This window comes from Dactylosporangium sp. CA-092794, from assembly GCF_050948465.1.
In the GTDB taxonomy this organism is placed as follows: domain Bacteria; phylum Actinomycetota; class Actinomycetes; order Mycobacteriales; family Micromonosporaceae; genus Dactylosporangium.
Genome location: NZ_CP192044.1, coordinates 1,137,461 through 1,162,761, shown reverse-complemented (window position 1 = coordinate 1,162,761; position 25,301 = coordinate 1,137,461). Strand labels below are relative to the sequence as shown.

Below are 25,301 nucleotides of genomic sequence, written 5' to 3'. Positions count from 1 at the left end.
CGCCCTGGCTCAGCCCTTCAGCGCGACGCGCAGCGCCGACAACGACCGGCTGCGGAACGAGCGGCGCCACGCGGGGCCGCCGGACGGCTCCGCCAAGGTCAGGCGCGGGTGGCGGCGCAGCAACTCGCCGACGGCGACGTCGGTCTCCAGGATCGCCAGGGCCGCGCCCAGGCAGTGGTGGGGGCCGTGGCCAAGGCCCAGGTGCGGCGCGCTCGGGCGGCGCAAGCGGAATGCGTCGGGGTCGTCGACGACCGACGGGTCGCGGTTCGCGGCGGCCAGGCTCAGCAGGACCGTGGCGCCCTTGGGGATCGTCACCGGGCCGTAGGCCAGGTCTTCCCGGGCGAACCGGCGGATCGACAGCTGCGCCGCGGGCTCGTGCCGCAGGGTCTCGTCGATCGCGGCGCGGCGCAGGCCGGCGTCGTCGCGGACGTCGTCGAGCAGGTGCGGGTGGCGCAGCAGGGCCAGGACGCAGTTGCCGATCAGGTTGATCGAGTTCTCGTAGCCGGCGAACAACGTGAGGAAGGCCAGCGACGTGAGCTCCTCCTCGCTGAGGCGGTCGTCGGCGTCGCGGGCCGTGATCATCGCGGTCAGCAGGTCGTCGCCGGCCTCGCCGCTTGCGCGTCCGGCCTCGCCGCTGCTGCGTTCGGCGCCCTTGCGGCTGATTTCGGCGCGTTTGCGGTGGATCAGGTCCACGAGGAACCGTTCGATCGCCATGACCGCGCGGGCCGGGGCCTTCGGGTCGTCGGGCGGCGGGCTCATGAGGGTGTTGGTCCAGGCGCGCATCTGATCCACGTCGGCGTCGGGCAGGCCCAGCACGTCGCAGATCGTCGCGATCGACAGCGGCGTGGCGTATCCGCTCACCAGGTCGGCGTCGGTGTCCGCGGCGGCGAGGCGGTCGAGCAGGTCGTTCGCGGTCCGCTCGATACGCGGGCGGAGCGCCTCGACCCGGCGCGGGGTGAACACCGGCGCGACCAGCCGGCGGATCCGGGTGTGGTCCGGTGCGTCCATGTTGAGCAGGTTGGCGTCCAGCCTCGGCGGGAGCGAGAAACCGGCCCAGCCGCCGGCGGAGTTGCGCTTGTCGAGGGACAGCCGCGGGTCGGCGAGCGCGGCGCGGACGTCGGCGTAGCGGGTCAGCAGCCAGACCGGCGAACCGTCGGGCAGCGTCAACCGATGGGCGGGTCCGCTCGCGCGCAGCGTCGCGGAGAACCCGTGCGGGTCCGCGAGCAGCGCGTCCATCGCGGCGGTGGTCATGTCCTGCTCCCGATCTGGCCGATGTCGGCCGGGTCGGCGGCCTCGGCCGCTGGAATCGATGATCCGCGCAGTGCCCTGGCGACGGCGACGAGCCGGCGCACCTCGGCGGAGAAGTCCTCGTGCTCGACGCCCGACCCGGTCGGCCGTGCACCGGCGCCGGCCGGGGTCGTCGAGCGGAGGCCGATCGCCGGCAGCGCGGCCCGCCAGGCGTCCCAGCGCGCCCGCCGCTGCGGCTCGTCGCCGCGTGAGGTCTCCCCGGCGGTACCGCCGGCCACAGACGCATCGAACCGGGCGCGGCGCTCCGCCTCGTGCGCGAGGCCGGCCACCAGGATCTGCGCGGCGGCGTCCTGCGGCCGACCGGCCACGGGCTCGCTCATCTGGTGGCGCAACTGGCGGAGGCCGTCGCCGATCTCGACCACCCGCCGGCGCAGCCGCCGATCCACGTGGCGCAGGATGCCGCGGCCCGGCGAGGCCGGCGGGTCCAGCACGACCTCGGGAACGGTGACGGTGACGGCTTCCCACAGCGGGTACATCCGACGGTACGCACGGCGCTGCGCGTGCCAGGCGGCGACGCGCGACAGCCGCGGGCCGAACGACGGCAGGGTCAGGCCGACGATGACGAGCATCGCACCGAGCGCGGCGAATATCGGCACGAGCGCCTCGAGCCGCTTCGGGTCGGTGCCGAGCCGGCCCTCGACGAGGGTCGCCGCGCGGACCACGCAGTAGAGCAGGCCGAGGCCGGCACCGGCGGCGGTCAGCCGCAGGCCCCGGCTGAGCCACACGCGGCCGGCGGCGCGGGCGTAGGGCAGGCACAGCCGGACGATGTCGGTGAAGCCGAGCGCCACCATCGCGATGTAGCAGCCGAGGTACGCCGCGTAGACCGGGTCCTGCGCGTAGGTGGCGGCGGCGTCGGTCGGGTGCTCGTCCTGCCGGCCGGCGGCGGTGAACAGCACCGTCATCGCGACAAGGACGACCAGCACCCAGGCGATCCGCCGGCGCGCCAGCCGCCAGCCGCCCGGACGCGGATGCGTCCAGAAGATGATGATGCACTGGATCGTGCCGGAGAAGGCGATGACGCAACCCTGGCTGATGAGCAGCGACAGGTTGGGGATCGCCACCACCCGGTCGATCCGCGCCCACACCGCGGGGGTCGACACGGTGAAGATGATGCCCAGCAACGCGAACGCCGCGCCGACGGAGTACAGCGACGGATCCCGGCGATCCTGGCGCAGGCCCCGCACGAGCCGGTAGGCCAGCGCGATCCAGGCGAGGGCGGCGGCGAGCGGATACAGCAGCCCGTTCACGCCGGCCTCATTCGGAGTCTCCGAGCGCGCGTTCGATGCGGGTGATGACGCCGGCGGCGCGCTCCGGCACGTCCCACCGCTGTTCGCCGCGCCACGGGTTGAGCAGCTCGAACAGCTCGGTGCCGAGCTCCTCGGCCGCGCGCTCGGCGGCACCCTCGAAACAGGTGCGGGCGAGCGCACCCTCGACCGGCTCGCCGAGGGTAGTGCGCACCGCCGCCGGATCGAGGCTGGGCAGCAGCCGCCGGATCGCCTCGGGATCGTCGAACTCGAGCAGATGGTGGCCGTGGACGAGATGGGCGAGCTCGTGGCACAGCACCATGTCGCGCAGCCAGCGCGGCGCGGTGGCGTCGATGATGATGCTCAGGCTCGTCGCGCGCACCGCGACCCAGCCGCTGGGCAGCTCGGGCGGCATCGCCACGTAGAGCCGGCGGATCGGCTTGCCCACCCGCGCGCTGACGGCGTCGCAGAGGGTGTCCGCGGTGACGTGCTTCGGCAGGGACAGCCCGGCGACGACGCGGCCGCGCCGGGTCACGCCGGCGGCTCCGGCCGAGCCCGCCCGGGCGGATCGGGGTTGTCGATGCCTTCCAGCTCGAGCAGCTGCGCCAGCACGGAGTTGAGCGCGTGCTGGCTGGCCGAGGACAGCCCGGTGCGGCCGATGACGTCACGGAGGACAACCTGCCGCACGTTGAGCTCGCGCATGGTACGCAGGCGCGAGAGGTCGCCCTCGACGTCGTCCAGGGCCGGGTCGTCGTCGGCGGAGACGAGGTAGGTCGTCGGCACGCCGAACGCCATCGCGAGCGCCTTGAGGTGGCTCAGCCGCGGGTCGGTGGCCTTGCCGCTGCGCAGCTCACCGATGTACGCCCCACTGATGGTCACCGGCGCGTCCATCTCCTGCCGGAGCCGGTCGGCGAGCGCTCCCTTGTTGATCCGCTCGGCGATCTCGCTGTTGAAATACTCGCCGTCGGAACGGGCGCGGTTGACGCCGTCGTTGGGCTTGAAGGTCGCGAAGAGCAGATTCAGGCGATCCGCCAGCGAGCGTCGTCCCCCCATGCCTGTGGCTCCCACCGTTCCGCAGCCGCGCAGACGCTGTCGCGGAGAGTATAGGCGCGGCCATGCACGCGTTGACAGGCGCCTATCGACCCGGCGTATCCTCGGAGCGTTGCGTGAAACGCACGTTGAATGAGGTACCCAAACCCCGCAACGTGCGTGAAGCAGCAGGGCGCGGGTGGAAGGTGCGGCACTTCGGCGCCAGCAACAGGGGGCACCTTCCACCCGCGACCCGGACAGCCGGGTGGATGACTTCCAGGTAGCCCCGGCGAATGCGCCGGCGCTGGTAGTCGCCACCGTTGCGGCCCATCCACACCCCAGCGGCCGGTTTCCGGCGCCCGCCCCGCGCGTGCCAACGCCCGGCGCGAGCACGATCCGCGACGCACGTCCCCACGCGTCGGCCGCCGCACGGCCCAGCGACCGGAACTCTCCGCGATCACGCCGCACCCGGCACCGACACCACGGTTTCTCATGATCACGGAGCGCTGATGTACACCCGCGTACCACAAGTCTCCGGGATCATGAAAACCCGTAGCACGGCCACCGCTGACATCATGATCACGGAGAAATACATCCGCCCCGCCGCGCTGTCGCTCCCGCGCGTCGTCACGAACCGATCCAGATTCTCGGTTGCGGGGCTTCGGCGGCTTCCCGCAGATGCCTTTGGCGCTCGTCGCGTCGTCGAAGCCGTGGGCGCCGACAGCCGCTCGCGTAGTCGCATGAGACAGCGGTCGCGCTCGAGCGCGTCATGCAGGGCCCCAGACGGCACCCTGCATGAGCGTGAGCGCAGCCCCACCGGGCCAGGCAACCGTGTCAGCGAGCTTCCGCAGCTGGGCGACCAGCCAAGGGCGGACCGGCACCTCAACGTCCTAGAGGAAGGGTATGTCGACCTCGGCCCCTTCGCCTCCAGCGCGATCATGCTGGCGGTCGCGACCGTGCTGGTCGCGGCCATGGTCCGCAAGTCCGCCACAACTCAGACGTAGTGCGAATATAGTTCGGACTGCCGCTCGTTCAGTTCCTGGCTGGGCCCCTCCATTACGACGGAACCGCGGCTGAGGACACAGGCTCGGTCGGAATAGTGCAGCGCCTTCCCAACGAATTGTTCAACCATGAGAACCGCGATGCCGCGATCCCGAGCAACGCTGGAAAGCACGCTCAACAACCGATCCACCAGATTGGGTGCGAGGCCGAGCGACACCTCATCAGCGAGAATCGCAGCCGGTCGCCCACAGATCGCTCGCGCCACACTCACCATCTGCTGCTGACCGCCAGACAGGTGGCCGACCTTTCGCCCAAGGTGGGGCTCCAGTTCGGGAAAGATCGTCAGCGCCTCATCGACCGTCCCACCCCCCAAGATGATGTTCTGGCTTGCAGTGAGCGTCATGAACACGCATCGCTCTTGTGTGAGCACAGCGATCCTGTCGTCCCGGACGCGTTTTTCGAGTCCGTTGGTCACGGTGTTGCCGCGGATACGCACCTCGCCCGACAACGGCCGGATCTGACCCGCGAGCGTCATGATCAACGTCGACTTTCCGGCGCCGTTGGCTCCCAACAGAGCCATCACCTCTCCGGCATGCAGATGGAAAGTCACATCTCGAACAACTGGGACGCGGTTGTACCCCGAACTGAGTTCGTGCGCGGACAAAACAGACTCCATGCCTCGACCCCTCGACAAATTGGTATGCGGCAGCGAGCCACCTTCTGGGATCACGACGAGACGCCTCCAACTCCCTCGACGCGAGCTTCTGCGGCGGCCAGTTCCTCCCCGAGATAGGCAGCGCGCACCGCTGCTGACTCACGAATGGAGCTCGGCGGACCTTCAGCAATCACACATCCGCCGTCGAGCACGGTGACGATGTCGCATACCTCGAGCACGAGAGCGACGTCGTGCTCGACCAGCAGGATGCCGATGTTGAGCTCGCTCGCCAACTGCCGCAGGAGGTCACGAAGTTCCTGCCGTTCTGTGTCGTCCAGGCCGGCAGCCGGCTCGTCGAGCAACACGAGCGCGGGGGCGGCCGACAGCGCTCTTGCGATCGACACCATCTGGCGCCGGCCGTGAGTCAGCGAATCGATCCGCGCGTCCAACACCTCATCGAGTTCGAGTTTTCGTGCGACCGCCAGACCGGTCGACCCCAGCTTTGGAGTCCTTGGCGCGACAAGATCGACGACGGCCCACCCTCCCGTGGCAACACCTGTGATGAGGATGTTCTCGCGCACGTTGAAGTCACTCAGGAGCTGCCCGTTTTGAAACGATCGGCCGACTCCAAGCCTGGCTCGGCGCCACGCCGGCATATGGTCGATCGGCTGGTCGCCAAGACGGATCTGGCCGCTGCTGGGCTTGGTAAAGCCGCTGATGATATCCAGAAGGGTAGTCTTCCCCGACCCATTTGATCCGATCAGTCCATGGATCGTTCCGGGCCGAACGTGGAACGACACGTCGGTCAGCGCTTGAACCTTCCCGAAGTTGACGCTGATACCCGACACGTGAAGGGTGCGACCAGTGTGGCGATCTCCTTCCGCTCGCATCAAAGGAGCCTTCTGGTGCTCCACGGATTCGCTTCTGGGAGTTCCTGCGATGAGGGCGACCGGAGCCCGTCGGCGCCGAACCCGCTCTCGCACTTGTGAAACGAGGTTTGCGGCGCCGTCCGGGTGAACCATCAGCGTGAGAATAAGCAGCACTCCGCCAACGGCCGCCAAAATGGCCGCGTCATCATAAACTGCGGTACCGACCAGGGTTCCAAGGCTTCCGGGCGCCAGCGAGGACCCCAAGACGGGACCAGGCGTCAATGCGACACCTCCTACGGTCGCCCATGAGATGAGCTGGGCGGATCCCCAAGGCGTAAACGCCTCGAAACTCTGCCAGATCGCCTGGTAGGCCATCAACACGCCGCCCAGGCCGGCTACCGCGCCGGAGATCACGAACGCGACCGCCTTGGTCCAATAGACCTTGATGCCTATCGAACTGGCGACGCGCTCGTTTCCTCGCACGGTAATCATTCGCAAACCGGAGCGGCTCCTGCGCAGGTTGGTAACTGCGATCATGACAAGGACGAGGATCACAAACACAAAGGCCGCATAGTTTTCCGGATGCCTGATGATCCCGACATCGAAGCCAAAGACTGTCGGCGCCGGGACGGCGATCCCCTCGGTCGACAATAGGACGGCCGATGACATGAACACCCCGAACGCGAGCGAAACAACAGCGAAGTTCACGGGCTTGAGCCGCATTGCGGGAATTGCCTGCAGACCGGAAAGTGCTCCCGCAACGACGACGCCCAAAAGGAGGGCCGCCGGGAACGGCCAGGCCCATTTCGCGGCAACGTTCGCAGCACAGAAGGCGCCAAACCCGGCGATTACCATGTTCGAGAGTGGTAGCTGTCCGGCGAAGCCCGTGATGACGACGATGGACAGCAGAATGATCGCGACGGCAAAGTTGGTCAGCAGCGCATGCAGCAGCGTGGGAGAAATCCACGTGTAGATCGACGCCAGGACAACTCCGGATATTATCGCCGCGGTCACCCACCGAACACGCCCCGAACCAAGAGCGGGTAGCCGCGGGGCGGTGAAGTTTCGCATGACCGACTTGTCGCCCTGAATCATGAGAACCGCTAGCAGAATCACGAACGGCGCGAGATCGGCCGCCCCCGGTGTACTCGTTTGATTCGAAGCCTCGGCTTGCAGGAATGCGATTCCAATCGCCCCGATCATGGCCAACGGGAACGAGCTCATCTGCCCAATCACTGCCGCCGCCAGAATTGGAATGATGAGTCCGGTCAGTTGAGTGGCGCTGATCCCGTTCACCGACGTCAGAATAGATCCGGCGAATCCGGCAAGTACGCCGGCGATGAGCCAGTTCAACGTGGCCAGTCTTCCGGAGCGCAGACCGAACAGGCCGGCGAAGAATGGAGACTCGGCGATCGCGTTGGTTTGCAGCCCGAATCTGGTGTACCGGTAGACCGCCCACAGGATGCCGGTGACGGCTACGGCAATGGCCAAGAGCAGCAGGCGATCGATGCCCGCAGCAATACCGAATGGGAGCTCGACGGAGCCCTGGGGAAGAACGGGCACCGCTGGATACACGGTGGGGCCGTACCGGATCAGGAGGACTCCCGCGAGAATCTCGGACACGCCAATAGATGCCACGAGCTTCGTCAGTGAGGCGGCGTTCTGAAGCGGCTTCATTACGATAAAGCGGATCAATACCGACAGGGCACCGGTGAGCGCCGAAGCCACAATTACTGCCGCAAGCGGCTCAATTCGCTGAGAGAATTCAACAAAGAGAAACCCGCCCGCCGTCGCCACCGTGGGCTGAGCCAGGTACAGCACCCCGGAACTGCGATGGACAGTGATAAGGCCCATTGCCAGGAGCCCGATCATGGCCCCTGGAGCGGCGGCGAGTACGAGAATTGACAAGTGCTCTGTCACAGGTGCCCTCCTACGGACCCACTTCTTCGACGTGCACGGGCTGAAGGATCTGCTGTTCGATCAGCCGAGCGGCTATTCCTTCGCTGCTTCGCGACACTCCACCGTCACCCTTCCCAGGAACGAAACGGTCCGCCAATCGCGTCTCGATGGGACGGCCGCTGTGCCCCGCCTAACTCTCATGGTGCGAGCACCGTCGCCGCTTCGTCCAGAGACCTCCTGGGGAAGGTCCGCTCGCGACAGCGGACCTTCCGGCGATTTGCGCAGTCCCTACTTGCTGCCCGGGAAGATGCTGGCCGAGAAGTCGGTCGGATAGAACTGACCGTCCTTGGCCGTGAGCAGATAGACCGTGCCCACGCGGAGCGCTGGCGAATCGGAGAGCGGGCCTGGCTTCGACAAGTCGAGGCACTTGAGGTACGCGGCGTTCAAACAGTTGGTGCCCTTCACCGCGGCCAGGACGGTCTCACTGTTGATTGGCCCACTCATCGACCGGAGGATCGAGGCGAGAGCATTCATCGCGACCCAGGGCCCCCAAGCATCGAGGGTGAGCTCCTTGCCAGGTGCGTACTTCGCCATCTGGGAACGGAAGTCGGCAGCTCCTGGTGCCGAGCCGTTGTAGGACGGGTATCCCGTGGCGAAACTTGTCCACGCCAGTCCGGAACCAGCCGTCTTCAACACGTCAGGCGTAAGCCCGCTCGTCTGCGTCATGAGCGGCTTGGTCAGGCCAAGGGCGTTGGCGGCCGACCAATACTTCGTCAGATCCGACGGGCTCAGCAGGCCGATCACGATATCGGGGTCGGCCCGCTTGATCTGCCCGACAATCGACGACAGGTCGGCAGTATTGCTTGGCACGGTTACACCGCTCAGTCTCTCAAGACCTGCCGCCTGCATGCTCTTGTCGACAATTTCAATACGCTTTTCCACACCGTTCAGGACCGAGTTCACGACGAGGTACTTCTGTGCATCCGAGTGCATCGCTTTAGCCAACCCACCGAAGCCCGCATAAATGTTTGCACCGGCTGCGAGTGGGAATGACACTCGATTTGAGTTTTCGACCGGCGTGGCCGGGTAGCCGCCGAAGTCTGCCATGCTCGCATTGTCGAGGATCGGAAGAATTGTATTTCCGTTTACGCCATAGCCGCCGACCCGCGCGACCGCCCCGTTCGACATGGCCTTCTGCACGCACTGTGACGCCAGGGACGGGTTCGACTTGTCGTCACAGAACTCAACCTTCAGTGGGCGTCCATTGATTCCGCCCGCCGCATTGATTGCCGCGACCGCGACCTCCCCGCCGATCTGCGTACCCGGAACACTGAGAATTGGACTATCGACGGTGCCGGTCTGCAGGACCTCGATCGGGTCACCCTTCGTGGCACCCGTGGCGGAACCATCCGAGCCGCCGGCGGACGAACACGCGGCGAGCGATCCCATGATCAGAACAGTAGATAAGCCGATTGCGTAGCGGACGTTGGAACCGCGCTTGCGCACCTTCATTGGGTCTCCTTGAATCGTGAACACTTTCCCTGGCCTGCATCGGCTAGGTCCGGGAATTGCGCCGCGGCTGACCGGGACACGCGGGTGCTTAGGGGTGTTCTCGTTGGGCAAAGCGTCAGGTGGCTGGATGCCGGGTTCCCCGGCCTTTCGGGTGGTGCGAGGCGTCTGGAACGAGCCGGGCAACCGCCGGTACAGACTGAATTGGCTCCCACAACGGGGCCCAGTTCACGTGAACCTCCGGTTACCGTTGTGTTCCACCGTCTGCACACTAGATCGGGTTCGCCGACGTCGCCATGGCCAAACCGACATACATGAAGTCACTGGGTGTCCCGGAGGGACATGGTTCGCGCATCGCGTGGGACGGCGAATTGCGACACTGGACCGGCTCTGATGGCACTCGGCGGTGCATTACGGTTTGGACTCCATCGGGCGTAAATCCGGCGGCGAGGCGGCGAAACGCCGGGACGCCCCAATTCGCGCGGAAACGTCGATCTAGTGCGGCACCTTGAGCGGCTACTCGGCAGTCGGTGCCGTTCGACGAACGGTGGGCTTGTCTTGCCCGTGCTTGGCGGCGGTATCCAGGTAGGAGAGTGCACGGCGGCACAGGCGGCCAGACCGTGCAGGACACGCCAGGTGGCGATGTCGGCCGGTGCGGTCGCCGCCGCGCACGCCGGGCGGGTGCCGTCCTCGCGGATTCGGGGTTTGCCGATGTCGGCCGCCGCCGGTGAGCTGGCGCCCGGGTGTGGCCCGGTCAGGTGGCCGGCGCGCTGCTGGCGCTCACGAGCGTCGCGGATGCTGCCCGCGTTGCGGGCCGGGCCCGGCCGGGATCGACCAGGGTGTGCAGACCGGGAGGTCCAGGATCGGCCGGAAGCCGACCGCGCTCGGCCGCCGGATGTGTGAACCGACTATCTGCGGTTCGCGGCCGACTCGGGCCATTTGGCCCTTGTTATCTTGTTATACGGAGCCGCGCACCAGCAGGTCCCTGTCCGATCCAACAGAGGTGAAGACGGAGCCAAGGGCCATGACGCGCTCGGCGTCCTCGTGGTCGACTGCGACTGTCCCGAGCAAGCGACCGGAAACTGACGAGTGCTGGGCAAGCTTTGCGACGACATCAAGTACTCCTGCAGCAGCGATTCGTCCCGGCTCGCCGATCGAGACGCTGAGGTCGTAACGCCCTACGAAGACGCCACCGATCTCCGGCCACCGGTCCCCATCGTCGTCGAGAAGAAGCCTCGCAACTGCCTCTGACTCGGCCTGGGCGATCAGCAACGGGGACGCGGGAAACGGCCCACCTACTCCAAGAGCGCGATATGTCCACGGGGAGTACCCACGTCGACCGCGAGGGGGCTCGCAGTAGGAAATGACCAACTCATCAAGCGCGGAGGCGTCGTGCAGGCCCGCCACCTGGATGGCTTGAGCGCCTGTATCTATCGCGCGCTGCACCTCGTGCTGACCGGGGCCCGAGCAGCGGACAACGGTCGCGATCCCCATGCGTCCAGCGAGTTGAACCGCGACATCCGTGTCTGGAGCGCTCCAGCTTCCGTGCTCCCAGTCGAGGACGACGAAATCGGGTGCCCTCAAGCAAAGCGCATAGAACACATCTACCGACGCGATGAGGGACCACACACCCAGAGCCGGAGCAGCCCGACTAGGCATGGTCGCGCCCGAACCGCTGAAGATCATCTCCCCTCTCCCTTCTGTGCGCTCAGCCGTGCTTCGTTGGTCGTCCGCTCGCCCGCAACGGCTCGCAGTCTTCATCGGCGATCCCGCAAGAGACGTGCTAGATCGTCCAGTTGCCGGAATGCGGCCGCGTGATCGCCTCCGTGATCCTCGAGCTCGAGGAGCACACGATCGACGCCGGCGGAGCCATACGCCTCGAGACCGGCTGCGCTGTTCGCTGCCCCATACACGGTGACGCTGAGTTCGCGTCCTTGCTCGCCCGCTCGATCGCGCAACTCGCGGATACGAGCGCTCACCGCGGGCAGGTCCGACAGTGGGAAGCGAGGCGGAATCCAACCGTCGCCGTGCGACAGGACCCGCTCCAGGACCGTCGGTCCACCCCCCGCCACGAAGATCGGAACATCGCCGCGAGGCTTTGGCCATGAGTAGATTGGGTCGAAGTCAATGAAGCGTCCGTGAAATTCGGCAGGGTCGCCGGCCCAGATGGCACGTAACGCCTCGATTGTTTCAAGCATCCTGGCGGTCCGGTGCTTGGTTACCCCGTGGTTGGCGGCCTCTTCAGCGTTCCAGCCGGGGCTGACCCCCAAATCGAAACGTCCCGGCGCGATGCGGTCCAAGCTTCCGATCTCTTTCGCCAGGATAATTGCATCCCGTTGCGCGACCAACGACACGCAGGTCCCCACCCGAAGCCGCTCGGTGGTCGACGCTACTGCCGTCAGCGCAATGAAAGGATCCAAGGTTCGGACGTTGCGACGAGGGAGCGTCCCGCCGCCCGGCCACGAGCTACTTCCAATCGCAGGAATGTGCGTGTGCTCCGGAACATAGAGCGACTCGAAGCCGTGGAGCTCCACGGCGCGGCCAACGTCTATCGGGCTGGGCCCGTAGTCCGTCAAGTATGTGAAAATGCCAACCTTCAAATGACACCTTTCGTCAATACCTAGCGCCAACGGTAGGCCGCCGACACCGGTTGAGATTGATCCGTCGAGACCACCCGCGAATGAGTCACCGTGCGAGCAACGCCTTGATATTTGAATACATGAACTTTTCGACGACCGCTTCGGGGAGATCGAGGTTTCGAGCATCTCGCACAGTCTTGGTCATATGGAGCAGTGGATGGTCGCTTCCAAAGATCACCTTGTCGGCCCCCGCCTGACCGTGCCATCTGCCAGCCATGAACTTCACGAGTTCCGAAGGGTATCTCCTGGGAGACCATGCAGACGTGCAGATGTAAAGATTTCGGTGTTTGGCCGCCAGATGTGTCATCATTTCCACCCAGGGGTCACCGATGTGGTGCGCTACGACCCGAAGTTCCGGAAAGGCGATGCAGACGTCGTCAAGGTGCAGCGGATAGTTCGGATACGTCGGCCAGAGTGGCCCCGGCATACCGACGTAGGAGAAGACGCAAAGATCAAGTTCGACGCACTTCGCATACAAAGGGTAAAACCACTTGTCATTCGGTGGCGTTCCCCAGGGACTCGGCATGATGTGAATTCCCCGGATGTCGAACCGATCCTTGTGCGCTGCAATCAACCGAGGATTCTCCAGAAGGTCCCAATAGCTTGCGGGCCCCTGCCGGGGTGGCAGAATCGTGCCGATATGGGTGAATTTATCCGTCGTGCTAACAACGTGGTGATGCTTGGCGACTGCCGCCTCGACGTCGTCCGCCGACCCCGAATAGAAGAGCCCCGCCTGGAGAACCGCGAGCTCGACACCGGCGTCTTCCATCAGTCCGATGGTGTCACCAATGCTCTCCTCGCTAGTTCGGGATTCCATGCCTGCCTGACCGAACGTACGCATCACCCGGCTTCTCATCGGGTCGTTCATCCAGGTCTCCCGGTCAGTTGGAGCATCAGGCCCGTTATTGGTCCATCCGAGATGGAAGAACGCATCAATCACCGGACCCTCGTACATTGCAAACTCCTACAGTTCCTCGGTACCAACAAAATGACGGTGTAGATGCTTCGTGCAATCTACGACAAGGGCTCCACAGGTGAACACCGGCGCCTAAGGGCGGTCAAGCCTTGAGCGGAGGACGGCATCAACGGCAACCGGCGAATCGTCGGCGGTTCCGAAGAGCACCGGGTTTAGCTCGACCTCGACGATGTCATCGTTCTTCATGAGAAATTCGTGCAATTTCTCCAGCACACGAAGAACCTGGCTCGTATCGATGGCCGGCCGGTCCCGATAACCCGAGAAGAGTTGAGCGCCCCGCAGTCTTCCGACGGCATCTCGGATGACGTCTGCTGAGAGCGGGGGTAGCATAATTGTGCGATCGTGGAGGAGTTCGACGAGCACGCCTCCGAAACCGAGCAAAAAGCTGAGTCCGAATACGTCGTCGTACCACGCTGACACGATCAACTCGTTACGGGGTCCCGGCACCATCTCCTGCACGAGGAATCGGCCTTCGGATGAGCCTCGTTGCTCAAGCTCGTCCGCGGCCGCAGCGACACTGTCTTGATCTTCGAGGCGGACACGAACCAGGCCCAGGTCGGACTTGTGTACGACGCCCGGCTCCAGTCGCTTCAACACCACGGGGAAGCCAAGGCGGTCCGCCGCGCCAGGTGCATCGCGAGCCGCGTCCACCACGGCGAAGCGGGCAACCGGGACGCCGCATTCGGCCAGGAGCGTCATGGCACGCGCTTCGTCGATGGGTTGCCCGGCCGTCGCACGGCCGCGCGGCAGAACAAGCTCAACGACGCCGTTCGCTCGAGATTCCGCTCGCCGAAGCTTGCGGAGCACCTCGAGCCACCGCACACCATCCTCAATTTCATCGACCACCAAGACGCCGGCCCCTCGCAGTTCCTGCCGATCACGAGCCCCGAACTGCCCGACCAACACGACTCGCAGCGGTCCCGACCGCGCGATCTGCTCGATGCCAAGGCGCAGCACGGGGAACGATGGCCCAACTCCCGCGTATGCGAGCAGGACGAACAGGACGTCAACCGATCCGGAGTCAGCCGTCATCGCCAGGAACTCCGCAAACTTCTCAGGCTCGCTGACGATCTGCCCGGTGGCATCGATAGGGTTCGTCGGAGTGCAGTAGGGAAGCAGACCCCGCATCGCCTGCTGGACCGCATGAGGCATGGGCGGAACTGAAAAGCCTCGATCCACGAGCAACTCCGACCCGATGGCGCCCAGCCCCCCGGAGATAGTCAGGATTCCGATCCGGTCGGTCCCGCTCGTTCGTGCCGCGCTCCGATCACAGGCCAGGGAGACAGCTTCAGTCACTTCCGTGATCGAGTGGGCGCGCATGGCACCCAAGCGCTCGAGCATGTGATCGAAGACCGCGTCGTCGCCGGCAAGGGCTGAAGTGTGGGACCTGACAGCGGCGGCGCCGACTTCTGTACGTCCCACCTTCAGTACGATGACCTGCTTGCCGAGTTGGCGTGCGGTCCTCAGACCGTCGACAAAACGCGGACCGTTCCGCAGTCCCTCGGCATAGATGACGATGGTGTCCGTGTGCGAGTCCCGTCCCACCGCACCGAGGGCTTCACCCAAGTCGATGTCCGCCTCATTGCCCGTGCTGATGAGGTATCGGATACCGATTTTCTGATCAAGCAGGCGAGATGCGATATATGTCCCTACCAGCCCGCTTTGACTAATGATGCTCACGGGCCCGAGGATCACCCGAGTCACCTCGAACGCAGTTCCGGCTGAGGCAACCATCCCGGTATGAGCGTTCACGACTCCCAGACAATTCGGCCCGAGAACCCTCATCCCATATTCCGCAGCGATGTCGGTGAGCTCCACCTCCATTTGACGGCCAGAATTGCCCAGTTCCGAATAGCCGGCGGCAAGCACCGACACCGTCTTTACGCCGCGCCTGCCACAATCGCGGAGGGCCTCCGCGACGACGTTCTGGGGTACCACGACGACAGCATGCTCAGGTGCGTCACCTTCGAGATCCTCAAGGCCCGGCACACAGGGAAAGCCGGCCACTTCTTCAGCCGTGCGGCTGACACCGACCACACGCTTTGAGAAACCGTATTCTTGAAGATATCGCATAATACGGTGGCCAGGAGTGGCCGCACGTGTCGAAACGCCGTAGACGACAATGCCCTCCGGTTCGAGCAGAGAATGCAGTTTGCCATCCGTCACATTTCTCATATTCGCCCACACTTTCCGGCCCGCCCGACTTGCGGTTATCTATCAGAGGTGGTCGCCGAACTGCGCCGTGTTTCGCCGCGCACAGAACCAGCGCCGAACTAGAACACGCGAGGATCCACGAACGGATCGCACTTGAAGTCGATCAGCAGCGGGCGATCGAGATCGGCGATCAGCTCGCGGAGACCGACCAAGTCGGCCACGGACCGAACAGTACGTGCATGTCCGCCCATGGCTTCGGCCACCGCAGCGAACTCTGGCCAAGCGATGAGACTGGGTGCGGGGTCGTATCCCCTGGCCTGGAGCCTCACAACTTCCGGACCGTAGGCTCCGTCGTTCATGACGATCAGTACCAGCCGTAAACCCTGCCGGACGGCCGTTGAGAATTCGATGAGACTCATCATGGCGCCGCCGTCACCGCAGGCACATACGGTCAAGTCGCCGGGAAACGCGACTGCACTGCCGATGGCCACGGGAATGGCTAGACCAATCGATCCCCATGCGCCGAGGGTCTGCACGAACCGCTTGCTGTCCTCGACGTGAAGGTAGCGCCACGGGGCGATTTTGAAACGTCCTCCATCCGAGACGAGCGTCTTGTTCGCCGGGAGCAGCTCCTCAAGCTGTACCATCGCAGCACGCATGTCGATGAATTCGCTCGAACTTTGATCTACGAATTCCTCGCGGGGATTCCGGGACAGCGTTCCCTCTCCCAAAGCGTTGATCCGGAATGGCGACGGGGCCGTGCCAGCGGCTTCGATTTGCCCGATCATCGCCTCGGCAGTGGCCCGCGCGTCGAAACAGAGATTGACGTCGGCGCGCCAGTACAGTCCGAACTTGGTCGGATCTGTGTCACATCGAACCACCCGGCGGCTGCGGAGCAGGGAGTAGTTCGATGTCGAAAACTGCGTGAGACTCGCGCCGAACGCGATGACACAATCGCTTTCATTCATGACGTCGAACGCCCACGCCGCAGACACATCGCCCGTCAGGCCGAGATTGTACGGATGGCCCTTGAAAAGGTCCTTGGCGCCGGCGGTTGTAGCGAGCGGAGCGCCGAGGAGGTCCGCCAATCGGGACAGGGCGGGACCCGCCCCCGCTTCCACAGCGCCACGCCCCGCCACCACCAGCGGTCGCCGCGCGCTCAGGATGACGCCAAGCGCCTCGTCGAGATCGTCGAGCGACGGATTACCACCGCGGATCGTCGGCCCCACCGGACTCTGCGGCTGGTAGGGAACTTCTCCGTCCGCGATCCTCCACGGAACGTTCAGCACGACGGGTACCCGCGCGCGGCTGGCCAACGCGATGCAGGACTCGATGTCTTCGACCAGATGCTCGGGGGCCAGCACTACGTGGTACCGGGCGCCCGTGCCGCCGAAGAGACTGGGAAGGTCGATCTCCTGGGGATAGTGCTTCACGGGAGGCGGGTCCGCGCAAAGCAGGACCAACGAGGTGCGCGCCCGTACGGCTTCGATGATGGCGTTGATGCAGTTCGCGGCGCCGGGGCCGTGCGTGACCGAGGCCACGCCGACGCGACCGGTCGTACGCGCGTAGCCGTCCGCCATGCCCAGAGCCCCGCTCTCGATCGCGGAGCCGACGTAGTGCGTGTCGGGAAGCTTGAGGAACTCCGACACGTAATACATATTGGCGTCACCGAGGACGCCGAACATCGTGTCGACGCCACAGTCGGCAAGCGTTCGCGCCATCGCCGCGTGCCCCGTCATCATGGTTGTGGCGATATTCGCCGACGTATTCAATTGGTTTCCTCTCCAACGGTTCGATCGTTTGGCCTGCGTGGGTGCGCCCATTTTGAGAAGCCGCCGGAGCTCCCGTGTGGACGTCACTTCGAAGCACCCGACCCGGCGACGGATCGCTCCTAGCCAAACTTGGCTTGGCGTCCTTCGCTGAAGGCTCGTCGCCCCTCGTCAGGCGCGTCGGTATACGCGTTCAGGGCCGCGCTCATGAGTTCCGTCTCGAGGAACGCGGGGAAGGTGTCGGTCTGCGCGGTACGCAACATGCGCTTCGTACGAGCGACGGTGTCGGGCGGGAGTTTGCTCAACTCCTCGGCCATCTCGACGGCGTGACGCAGCGCGTCTCCCCTGGGGGTCGTCCGGGATATGAGCCCGCGACGCAAAGCGTCCGGCGCCGCGATCCGGCCACCGAGTACAAGCGCCTCAAAGGCGGCCTGGTGCCCGACATTTCGGGTGAGCCACCATGCGAGTCCGCCGTCCGGCACGAGACCGCGTTCGAGAAAGGGTGCGTAAAGGTAGCTGTCCTCGGCGGCGATGATCAGGTCACAGGCCTGAGCCAGGCTCCAACCAACTCCGACCGCGTAGCCTTCAATAGCCGCCAGGACCGGCGTCGTCATGTTGACCAGCGACCGAAGTGCCGAATGAGCGTGCTGAAGTCTCGCCACCGGCGCCATTACGCCAGTTCCACCCGCAGCGCTGGTCTTGACATCGCCGCCGGATGAGAAGACGCCACCCGCCCCGGTCAGGACAACGGCGCGCACGCTGCGATCAGCTTCTCCGGCCGCCAGGTGGGCGTTCAGTTCGGTCCATGTTTCCCACCTGAACGCGTTTCGCGCTGACGGGCGATCGACCTGGACGACAAGTACGTGCCCCGACCGATCGGCGCGCACATCCGAGACTTCGCGGGCTGTATCTGCCATCAAGAAGCTCCAACGACCGAATTGACGCGGCGGGCATAAGTCGTCTTCACCGCGCACCCAAAATCCGCGCGGGGTTGTCGACCATGATCTGTTGCAGCGTATTCTCGCTCACGCCACGGGTACGGAGAGCGGGCAAGATCTCGTCAGAAATGCGGAAGTGGGTCCATCGCGGACGGGGCGGCGAATTGACCAGAAAGAAGGCAGCGTCGTGAGAAAGGGTAATCCGATCCGCATATCCGAGCTCGCACAACCGCACAGCCGTGGCGATCCGTTCATCGTCAGGGAGGACCCAGTCGACACCGAAACGGTCGAGCCCAATCGACGAGCCGTTATCCATGAGCTCCATCAGGTAGTCGACATCCGTGGTATCTCCGCAGTGTCCGATCACAACCCTCGTCAGGTCCACGCCCTGCTGACGGAAGAATTCCTGTTGCAGCAGGCCGGTTCGCGCCTGAGCATTCGTATGGGTGCTGATAGGCACGCCGGTTTCCATTTGGGCGCATGCCGCGGCGCGCATCACACGCTGAACGTCTGGCGTCAGCCCTGGCTCATCGGTAACGACCTTGATCACGCCGGCTCTCAGGTCGGTTTCACCGATTCCGACCTGGATATCCCGAAGAAATGTCTTCTCCAGCGGGTCTTGCATATCGACGAGACGACCGGGCCCGTGGTGCTGAAAGTATCCGGGCAGGTCACGCGCGGTGTAGTAGCCCGTCGCCAGTACAATGTTTACATCTACTGCCCTTGCGATACGCTGAATTCTCGGAATAGACCTTCCCAGCCCCATGACCGTAAGGTCGACGATCGTCCGGATGCCCTTGTCGTGGAGTCGATTCAGCCCCTCGACCGCCGTCTCGTGGGCTCGTTCCTCGTCCCACCTGGCTATCGGAAAGTTCTCTTCGAGCTCAGCGTTTCTAACGAAGATGTGTTCGTGCATGAGCGTGGCGCCTAGTTGGTCTGTCGGCACGGGTCCCCGCGCGGTCTGAACTTCATACACGGCAATTCAACCTTTCAAGGGTGCGCCAGAATCGTCCCGAACTTGGATGGAGTTCCATCCATTTAGCCCCTTGTGGATGATTGCGCGTTCATGTTGTACGCGTTCAGGCGTTTCGCAGCAAGGACAACCGCAAGCGCGACAGGAATACTGGTCGAGCAGGTTTATCTCGTTCCCCATCGGTGCGACCAAGGCTTTCAGCGCGGTAAGCGCAAAACCGCAAGGCCGCCACCCTGGAACGAGTCACGCCGCAAGTTCGCCACGCCGACTCCCCTAATTGCTCAAACCCGGCCCCTACGAACCGAGGGGACAACTGCTTCGGCGTCAACGACGTTAGAACGGCATGCGGGTTCAGGCAGTGGCTTGGTGGTACACAGATGAGCGTGTCCCTATGTCGTTCTAGCCATGCGCTCGCAAGCGGTGTAAGCGGATCGCGACCTGCAGGTCAACGCGCCGCTCGGGGTCGCGCCACGTAGGCCCCAACAGAACGCCGACGCGTTCGAGTCGCTGTTTGACGGTGTTGGCGTGAACGTGGAGCCTCCTCGAGCACTCCTGAATGGAACCGCCTGTCGAGAACCATGTGGCAAGCGTTTCAAGGAGTTGAGTTCCTCGCTTGCTATCGTGTTCGAGTAGCGGACCGAGCACGCTCACCAGGAAATGGTCAAGGTCCTCCGCGCTGTATTCGCCGAGCAGTAGGCGAGTGAGACCAAGGTCCGCGGAGTCGCACACGTCGCCTTCTCGACCCAGCCGCAGCAGCGCCGTCATCGTTTGCGCGGCGTCGCGGTAGGCCTCCCGTACGCCTTGGACGCCGTCCCGACACGCTGCGACGCCGACCGTCGCGCCGGCAAAGCGTTGGGCGACACGTTGACCAAGGATTCGAGGAGGCGTAGCCGCCAGCACGACGATCGAACGCTCGTGCACACCGCCGAGCCCCTTCACCTCGGACGCCAGCGCTGCGGCTGCGCGAGAAGCCTGGCTTTCGGACTTCAACCCCCCAAGTGGGTGAGCCACGGCGATGGACACGCCCGCGCCAAGGAGGACGCCGTGTCTACGCGCGAGTTCGGTCAGGCGCTCCGGATCCACGGCAGTCGGGGTAAGAATGTCGCTCAGCAGGTCCCCGCGTACCCTGAGCTCCGCTTCCGCCTCGACACGGAGAAACAGCAAAACCAAGGCGACGACCAACGCGCCACGTTCCAAGGTGCGAATCTCAGACGCACTGAGATCTCGGTCACGGCGCAGCACCACGGTCCCAAGGTGCTCATCCGTGGCAGCTGCCCGAGCGATCCACGTATTGTTGTCCACTTTGATGCACCGCGCACCGTCGCCTTCCGTCGCGGCGTGGAGACGGTCTTCGGTCACTAGGTCCGGAGGACCGAGAAGGCGCGCGAACTCGCTGTCATAGATGCTGACCGCTCCGTCCAGGCTCGCGGCCAGCACCGCTCCGATGCCGTCGACACCTCCACCGAGTGCGAGGACCTGCGTCAACTGGTCATGTGCCAGAGCCGCATGCTCGATGGCGTCGTTCTGGGCGCGGAGCTTCGCGTTGGCAGCATCGACGGCGGCGACGGCAGTCTTAGCGTCGTCGAGGAGACGCGCGTTCTCCACGGCCAACGCAGCGTGAGCAGCAAAGGCTGAGAAGAGCGCAACCTCGGACGGCGGAAACCTGCGCACACGACGGTGACCGGCGAGAAGGGTTCCGATGACCTTGCGGTCAACCACCAGCGGAACACCCAGAAGCGCCCGGATCTGCTCAGGAGCAACCGCGTCGTCGATCCACCGACTGCGCTGAAAACGGCTGTCGGCGAGGTAGTCGTCCGTGAAGTACGGCTCGCCTGTTCTCGCAACCCGGCCCAACAGGCCTGTGTTCGGTGGAAATTGAATTTGATAGAACACGGGCGTCAGCGCGCCGTCCGCGACGCGCATGCGGGAGACCGAACCGTCTTCGTCGTTGAGGGCTATGAAGGTGATGTCAGCCTGCAAGAGACGACGCGCCCGCGCCACGATCGCTCCAAGAATGCGGTCGAGGTCGCGAATCTGCCCGAGGTCCTTCGCGGTTTCGACGAGTGCCGACAGTTCCGCTTCTCGCGCCTGCTGGTAGACGAACTGGTCGCGCAGGCGAGCAACGATGTCGTGATGTTGCCGAACTTCTTGCAGCGCGTGTTCCGAGATCGTTTCGTCGGCGGCCGCCTCAAGAAGGACCGCGTCAAGCTCGCTACGGCTTCCTCCCTCGAGCAGCATGGAGAGCAGCTGGGTTGTGTAGTGCATTCGCCACTCCCTGTTGTCGTTCGCCTGCTTCAAGCCGACAGGCACGACACCCAATCACCCGGGACGACGGCACCGATAGGTGACCGGTCCGGCCAGACCGCCTGAGGCGGAGGTGTCGTCATGATGGTCTCGTACTCGACGGAGGGTCAACCCCGGCCGCGAAAAGTCGTTAGCTGGCCGAGTAGGGCCAGTGGGCGGTTGGCGTTGCGGGTGTGGTGGCGGTTGGCGGTCCGCGCCGCGCTCGGCCCGGGACTGCTGGCCATCGGCGCAGGCGGCCTCGACGTCGAACACGACGACGGAATGGCAGGATTGCGGCGTGTCCCAGCCCCTCGACCGGTACCGCTCGCGCCGCCAGCAGCTGCTCGCGGGCGTGTCGGCGCGGTTGCGCGAGTTCGGCATCGAGGCCGCGTTCGGCCCGCTCGTGCCGTACTACGACCTGTACGGTTCGATACCCGAGGGCCTGACCGGCCTCATCGTCAACGAGCCCATCGGCACCGGCCTGACGCAGGTCACCGTCGTGGCGGCGCGCCGGATCGTGCCGCCCGGCGAGGGCGGGCTGTCCGCCGACGGCCACTCCTGGGTCCGCGACGTGGACCTGGAGTACGACCTCGACGGCGACCTCGCCTTCGAGATCGCGACGCTGGAGGGCCGGGGCGACGGCCCCGGCGATCCGCGGGCCGTCTGGGCGCCCCGCCAGCTCGTCGGCACCGAGGAGGCGGTGGTCGACGCGATCCGGCTGTGGCACGGCTACCGCGACACGCTGCGCGGCACGCCGCCCGCACCCGATCCGGACCGCCGGCGCACCGCGCTCGCCCGGCAGATCGCCGCCCGCCACGCGGCGGCCGCGGCCGCCCGGGTGCGGCACAGGGTCGACGCCGCCGCGGTGCCGCCCGAGCAGCGCCCGGTGCTCGACGCGCACCAGGCGGAGCTCGACCATGCCCGGCTCTGCTTCCACTTCCCGCGCGACCGGCACGGCCGGTACGTCAAGAGCGCCGTCGTCGTGCTCGCCGGATACCAGCCCGGCCTGAACCGGCGCGGGCCCTGGCTCGCCGTTCGGGCGGCCGGCGACGAGCTGGTGGTCGGCGTCGAGGCGCTGATCGGCGCGAACCAGGACCACCGCTGGGACCGGCTGCCGTGGCTGTGGAGCACCAACCACCGCGACGCGACCACCACGCAACGGTGGCAGCTGGCCGACGCCGACGACGCCCGCCCCGTCGTCGAGCTGCTCGACCGGCACGCCCTGGCCGACGCGCTCACGCGCTGCGGCGTCGAGGTCGACACCCACCTCGCCACGCTGCTGGACGGCTACCCGATCAGCTACCTGTACGCCCGCTACACCGACACCTGGGTCAACACGCTGTACGAACAGTTGCGCAACTGCGCGCCCTGGCGGCTGGCCGCCGGCTTCCAGGTCTGGCAGGACGAGCGGCGGGCGGCGAAGCGGCCGGCGGACGAACCGATCGCGCTGTTCGGCCTGAAGGGGCTGAACCAGCAGGCCAAGCCCATGGTCGGGCTCGACACCCGGGCCGGTGCGGCCCGCCTGACGATGATCTGGAGCGGCAGCAACGCCCGGCTCACCCGGGCGCTCTGGGAGTGCCCCGCCGACCTGCAGGCCGAGCTCGTGCCCTGGCAAACCCGCTGATCGGGCGGCGAGCGTCGCCATGGACATGCAGGCCGCGCTGCGGTGGGTGCGGGCGAATATCGCGGGCTTCGGCGGCGACCCAGGCAATGTCACGCTGTTCGGGGAGTCGTCCGGCGCCGACGCCGTCCTGGCCCACCTGGTCTCACCAGCGGCCGCCGGTCTGTTCCACAAGGCGATCGTGCAGAGCTGCGGCGCCGAAGGGGTCATCGAGCTGCCGACCCTGGACGAGACCGCCGCGGTGGGAGCGGCGCTCATCGCCGCCGCCGGCTGCGACGAGCACACGGCCGAGAATCTCCGAGCCCTCACCACCGCTCAGCTCATCGCCGCGAACGGGATGGCGACCGCACCGCTCGGAGCGACGCCGTACCAGATCGGCATCGTGATCGACGGCGAGATCCTTCCCGAACAGCCCGGCCCGCTCCTGGCGGAAGGTCGCTTCAACCAGGTCCCCGTGATCAACGGGACCAACCGCGACGAGTTCACCTGGTTCCTCGGGCTCCTCGAGCTGGCCACCGGGCAGGTCGTCACGGCTGACGTGTATTCCGAGTCGATCGCCGCGCTGCTCGCCGCCTTCCGTCACCACGCGCTGGTCGGTGTCGACGTGCCGGCATCGGCGATGCCCGCGATCCTCGACCGCTACCCGGTCACGGACTATCCCAGCCCGAGCGAGGCGGTGTCGACCGCGCTGGGCGACTGCGGGGCGATCAGCGCGGGCGGCCGGCTGACCTCCCGCCTCCTGCGACGCCATGTGCCGGTCTATGCCTATGAGTGGGACGTCCCGGACTCTCCTGTCGCGTGGCCGTCCGCGTCCTTCCCCTACAAGTCGGGGCACGCGCAGGAGCTGCAATACCTCTTCCCCCGCTTCGCGGGAGGCTGTGGCGCACCGGCTGACCTGTCGCCGGATCAGGCGAGGCTGGCGGAGCAGATGGTGGCCTATTGGACGGCGTTCGCCCGCACCGGCAGCCCGGGCGGCCTTTCGCAATGGATGGTGTACGACGCGGACGCCGACAACGTGATGGAGCTGACCGTCGATGGCCCTCGGATGCGGGACGGCTTCGGTGCGCGCCACCACAGCGACTTCTGGGATCAGTTCTATCCCCTTGCCGCGGTCGCCGCGGAGCCTACGCCGGCGACCGATGAGGGTGCGTGAGGTGGCGGACGATCCCGCGTTGACCTGCGCGCCGCCAAGCTGATCCGGACGATCTGGCGGCGAATCGTCCAACTCAACCTGCTGGGAGATCGTGCCGGTGACCTGGTAAGACACGGCCCCCGCCTCCAGCACGAACAGGTCATAGATCAGGATCTGCTCGTTGCGGGTGGTTACCTGGGCCTCGACACCGATCGCGTCCCCGTGTTCGGTGTTGAGCCTCACGTTGATCGCCTCGTAGACGGACAGATCCGCAGCCGAGGCGCCTACGTAGAGGATTTTGTACGTGATGTTCACTCCGGCGGCGACGGCCGCACGGGTCTGACACCGCACCCGCGCCGTGACCCACCCACCCGCTGGACCGGACCGGTGCTGGACGGGTATCCTTGGTATCTCATTTCAGAAGGTTGGTATGTCAATGCGGGGAGCGGTCCGCGGTTGGGCTTCGCGGCGGTGGGACGACGTCACGCCGGTCGATGTGCCGACTCTACGCGAGCCGAGGCTCGTCCGATGACGAGAAGGGCAGCTCCGCGCTCGTTCGAGGCCGGCACCATGACGCACCTGCCGGCGCTGCTCACCGGCCTGTCGTCGACGTCGAACCAGACCGAGCTCGCCTACCAGACGATCCGGCGCCGGATCATCGAGCTCGACCTGGTCCCCGACAGCATGTTCACCGAGCTCAAGCTGGCCGAGGAGCTTGGTGTCAGCAAGACGCCGGTGCGCGAGGCGTTGGTGCGGCTGCAGCAGGACGGTCTGGTCGCCCCGGTCCCCCGGGCCGGCTACGGCGTGCAGCCCGTGACCTTGAAGACGACCAGGGACCTGTGCGAGTTCCGTTCGATCGTGGAGCCGAAGGCCGCCGAGCTCGCCGCGAGCAGACCGATCGCCCAGCCGGCGCTGCAGCGGCTGCAGGAGCTCGCGGAGAGTAACCTCGCCGTCCGATACCCGGCGGACCGCGCCGGTGTCGAGCGGTACCTGCGCGACCACTTCGAGTTTCAGGCGATCATCGCGAACGCGTGCGGCAACGACCGGCTGGCCGCGTCGATCGTCGGTGTCCTCAACGATCTGGAGCGCGTGCTTCGCCTGTGCCTCGGTGGCCTGCCGTGGTCGGACGCCCGCGCAGACCAACGCATCGCGATTGTCGCCGCGATCAGCAACCAGGAGCCGGCGGTAGCGTTCGAGCGGATGCTGGAGCGGACCCAGGACGCCCAGCGGGAGATCATCGAGGCACTCATCAGCAGCCCGTCGGTGAGCCATGCCAGCATCTCCATCGGCGTGTAGGTGAG

General features: G+C 65.6%; 19 protein-coding genes. 4 read left to right on the top strand and 15 right to left on the bottom strand.

The annotated features are described in order from the left end of the window. Nucleotides 1–9 precede the first annotated feature (9 nt). Genes ACQPXD_RS05065 through ACQPXD_RS05050 form a run of 4 tightly spaced genes read right to left on the bottom strand, consistent with a single transcriptional unit; the run spans nt 10 to nt 3,605 of the window. The gene (locus tag ACQPXD_RS05065; protein WP_432835287.1) at nt 10–1,251 is read right to left on the bottom strand and encodes a cytochrome P450 family protein; all 1,242 of its coding nucleotides are present in this window, start codon (nt 1,249–1,251) and stop codon (nt 10–12) included. Beyond that, nucleotides 1,248–2,555, bottom strand: a complete 1,308-nt coding sequence (locus ACQPXD_RS05060) for an MAB_1171c family putative transporter (protein ID WP_432835285.1) — start codon at nt 2,553–2,555, stop codon at nt 1,248–1,250. The genes ACQPXD_RS05065 and ACQPXD_RS05060 overlap by 4 nt, the downstream gene beginning before the upstream one ends. A 7-nt stretch (nt 2,556–2,562) precedes the next feature. Then, the gene (locus ACQPXD_RS05055) at nt 2,563–3,087 is read right to left on the bottom strand and encodes a hypothetical protein (protein ID WP_432835283.1); all 525 of its coding nucleotides are present in this window, start codon (nt 3,085–3,087) and stop codon (nt 2,563–2,565) included. Next, nucleotides 3,084–3,605 (bottom strand): hypothetical protein, encoded by a 522-nt coding sequence (locus ACQPXD_RS05050; protein WP_432835281.1) that lies wholly within the window; start codon nt 3,603–3,605, stop codon nt 3,084–3,086. Before ACQPXD_RS05050 ends, ACQPXD_RS05055 begins: the two co-directional genes overlap by 4 nt. A 485-nt stretch (nt 3,606–4,090) precedes the next feature. On the opposite strand from ACQPXD_RS05050, the gene ACQPXD_RS05045 reads away from it, so the two are divergent. Continuing rightward, nucleotides 4,091–4,585, top strand: coding sequence for a hypothetical protein (locus ACQPXD_RS05045; RefSeq protein WP_432835279.1), 495 nt, complete (start codon nt 4,091–4,093; stop codon nt 4,583–4,585). Here ACQPXD_RS05045 and ACQPXD_RS05040 read toward each other — a convergent pair. From ACQPXD_RS05040 to ACQPXD_RS04990, 11 genes are all read right to left on the bottom strand, one after another. Further along, nucleotides 4,576–5,259: an ABC transporter ATP-binding protein gene (locus ACQPXD_RS05040; RefSeq protein ID WP_432835277.1), complete on the bottom strand. Its 684-nt coding sequence runs from the start codon at nt 5,257–5,259 to the stop codon at nt 4,576–4,578. The two genes, ACQPXD_RS05045 and ACQPXD_RS05040, sit on opposite strands and share 10 nt — an antisense overlap. A 50-nt stretch (nt 5,260–5,309) precedes the next feature. After that, entirely contained in the window at nt 5,310–8,027 is a 2,718-nt protein-coding gene (locus tag ACQPXD_RS05035; protein WP_432835275.1) for an ABC transporter permease subunit, read from the bottom strand. A gap of 267 nt (nt 8,028–8,294) precedes the next feature. Then, on the bottom strand, nt 8,295–9,518 hold the full coding sequence (locus ACQPXD_RS05030; RefSeq protein WP_432835273.1) for an ABC transporter substrate-binding protein: 1,224 nt from the start codon (nt 9,516–9,518) through the stop codon (nt 8,295–8,297). Nucleotides 9,519–10,472: 954 nt separating this feature from the next. Continuing rightward, the gene (locus tag ACQPXD_RS05025) at nt 10,473–11,174 is read right to left on the bottom strand and encodes an aldolase/citrate lyase family protein (RefSeq protein WP_432843649.1); all 702 of its coding nucleotides are present in this window, start codon (nt 11,172–11,174) and stop codon (nt 10,473–10,475) included. Nucleotides 11,175–11,272: 98 nt separating this feature from the next. Further along, a complete protein-coding gene (locus tag ACQPXD_RS05020; protein WP_432835271.1) occupies nt 11,273–12,280 on the bottom strand; it encodes an LLM class F420-dependent oxidoreductase in 1,008 nt (335 codons plus the stop codon). Beyond that, entirely contained in the window at nt 12,201–13,109 is a 909-nt protein-coding gene (locus tag ACQPXD_RS05015; RefSeq protein ID WP_432835269.1) for an amidohydrolase family protein, read from the bottom strand. Before ACQPXD_RS05015 ends, ACQPXD_RS05020 begins: the two co-directional genes overlap by 80 nt. A gap of 93 nt (nt 13,110–13,202) precedes the next feature. Beyond that, nucleotides 13,203–15,296 carry an acetate--CoA ligase family protein gene (locus tag ACQPXD_RS05010; protein WP_432835267.1) on the bottom strand — a complete coding sequence of 698 codons (2,094 nt, stop codon included), beginning with the start codon at nt 15,294–15,296 and terminating at the stop codon, nt 13,203–13,205. Between the two features lie 107 nt (nt 15,297–15,403). After that, nucleotides 15,404–17,056 carry a thiamine pyrophosphate-binding protein gene (locus tag ACQPXD_RS05005; RefSeq protein ID WP_432835265.1) on the bottom strand — a complete coding sequence of 551 codons (1,653 nt, stop codon included), beginning with the start codon at nt 17,054–17,056 and terminating at the stop codon, nt 15,404–15,406. A gap of 119 nt (nt 17,057–17,175) precedes the next feature. After that, the gene (locus tag ACQPXD_RS05000; RefSeq protein WP_432835263.1) at nt 17,176–17,970 is read right to left on the bottom strand and encodes an enoyl-CoA hydratase/isomerase family protein; all 795 of its coding nucleotides are present in this window, start codon (nt 17,968–17,970) and stop codon (nt 17,176–17,178) included. Between the two features lie 46 nt (nt 17,971–18,016). Then, nucleotides 18,017–18,967, bottom strand: a complete 951-nt coding sequence (locus tag ACQPXD_RS04995) for a phosphotriesterase family protein (protein ID WP_432835261.1) — start codon at nt 18,965–18,967, stop codon at nt 18,017–18,019. A gap of 396 nt (nt 18,968–19,363) precedes the next feature. Continuing rightward, nucleotides 19,364–21,229, bottom strand: a complete 1,866-nt coding sequence (locus tag ACQPXD_RS04990; RefSeq protein ID WP_432835259.1) for a helix-turn-helix domain-containing protein — start codon at nt 21,227–21,229, stop codon at nt 19,364–19,366. Between the two features lie 316 nt (nt 21,230–21,545). On the opposite strand from ACQPXD_RS04990, the gene ACQPXD_RS04985 reads away from it, so the two are divergent. From ACQPXD_RS04985 to ACQPXD_RS04975, 3 genes are all read left to right on the top strand, one after another. Next, the gene (locus tag ACQPXD_RS04985; RefSeq protein ID WP_432835257.1) at nt 21,546–22,871 is read left to right on the top strand and encodes a hypothetical protein; all 1,326 of its coding nucleotides are present in this window, start codon (nt 21,546–21,548) and stop codon (nt 22,869–22,871) included. Between the two features lie 19 nt (nt 22,872–22,890). Next, entirely contained in the window at nt 22,891–24,021 is a 1,131-nt protein-coding gene (locus tag ACQPXD_RS04980; RefSeq protein WP_432835256.1) for a carboxylesterase family protein, read from the top strand. 507 nt (nt 24,022–24,528) lie between these two features. Then, on the top strand, nt 24,529–25,296 hold the full coding sequence (locus ACQPXD_RS04975) for a GntR family transcriptional regulator (protein ID WP_432835254.1): 768 nt from the start codon (nt 24,529–24,531) through the stop codon (nt 25,294–25,296). Nucleotides 25,297–25,301: the final 5 nt, after the last annotated feature.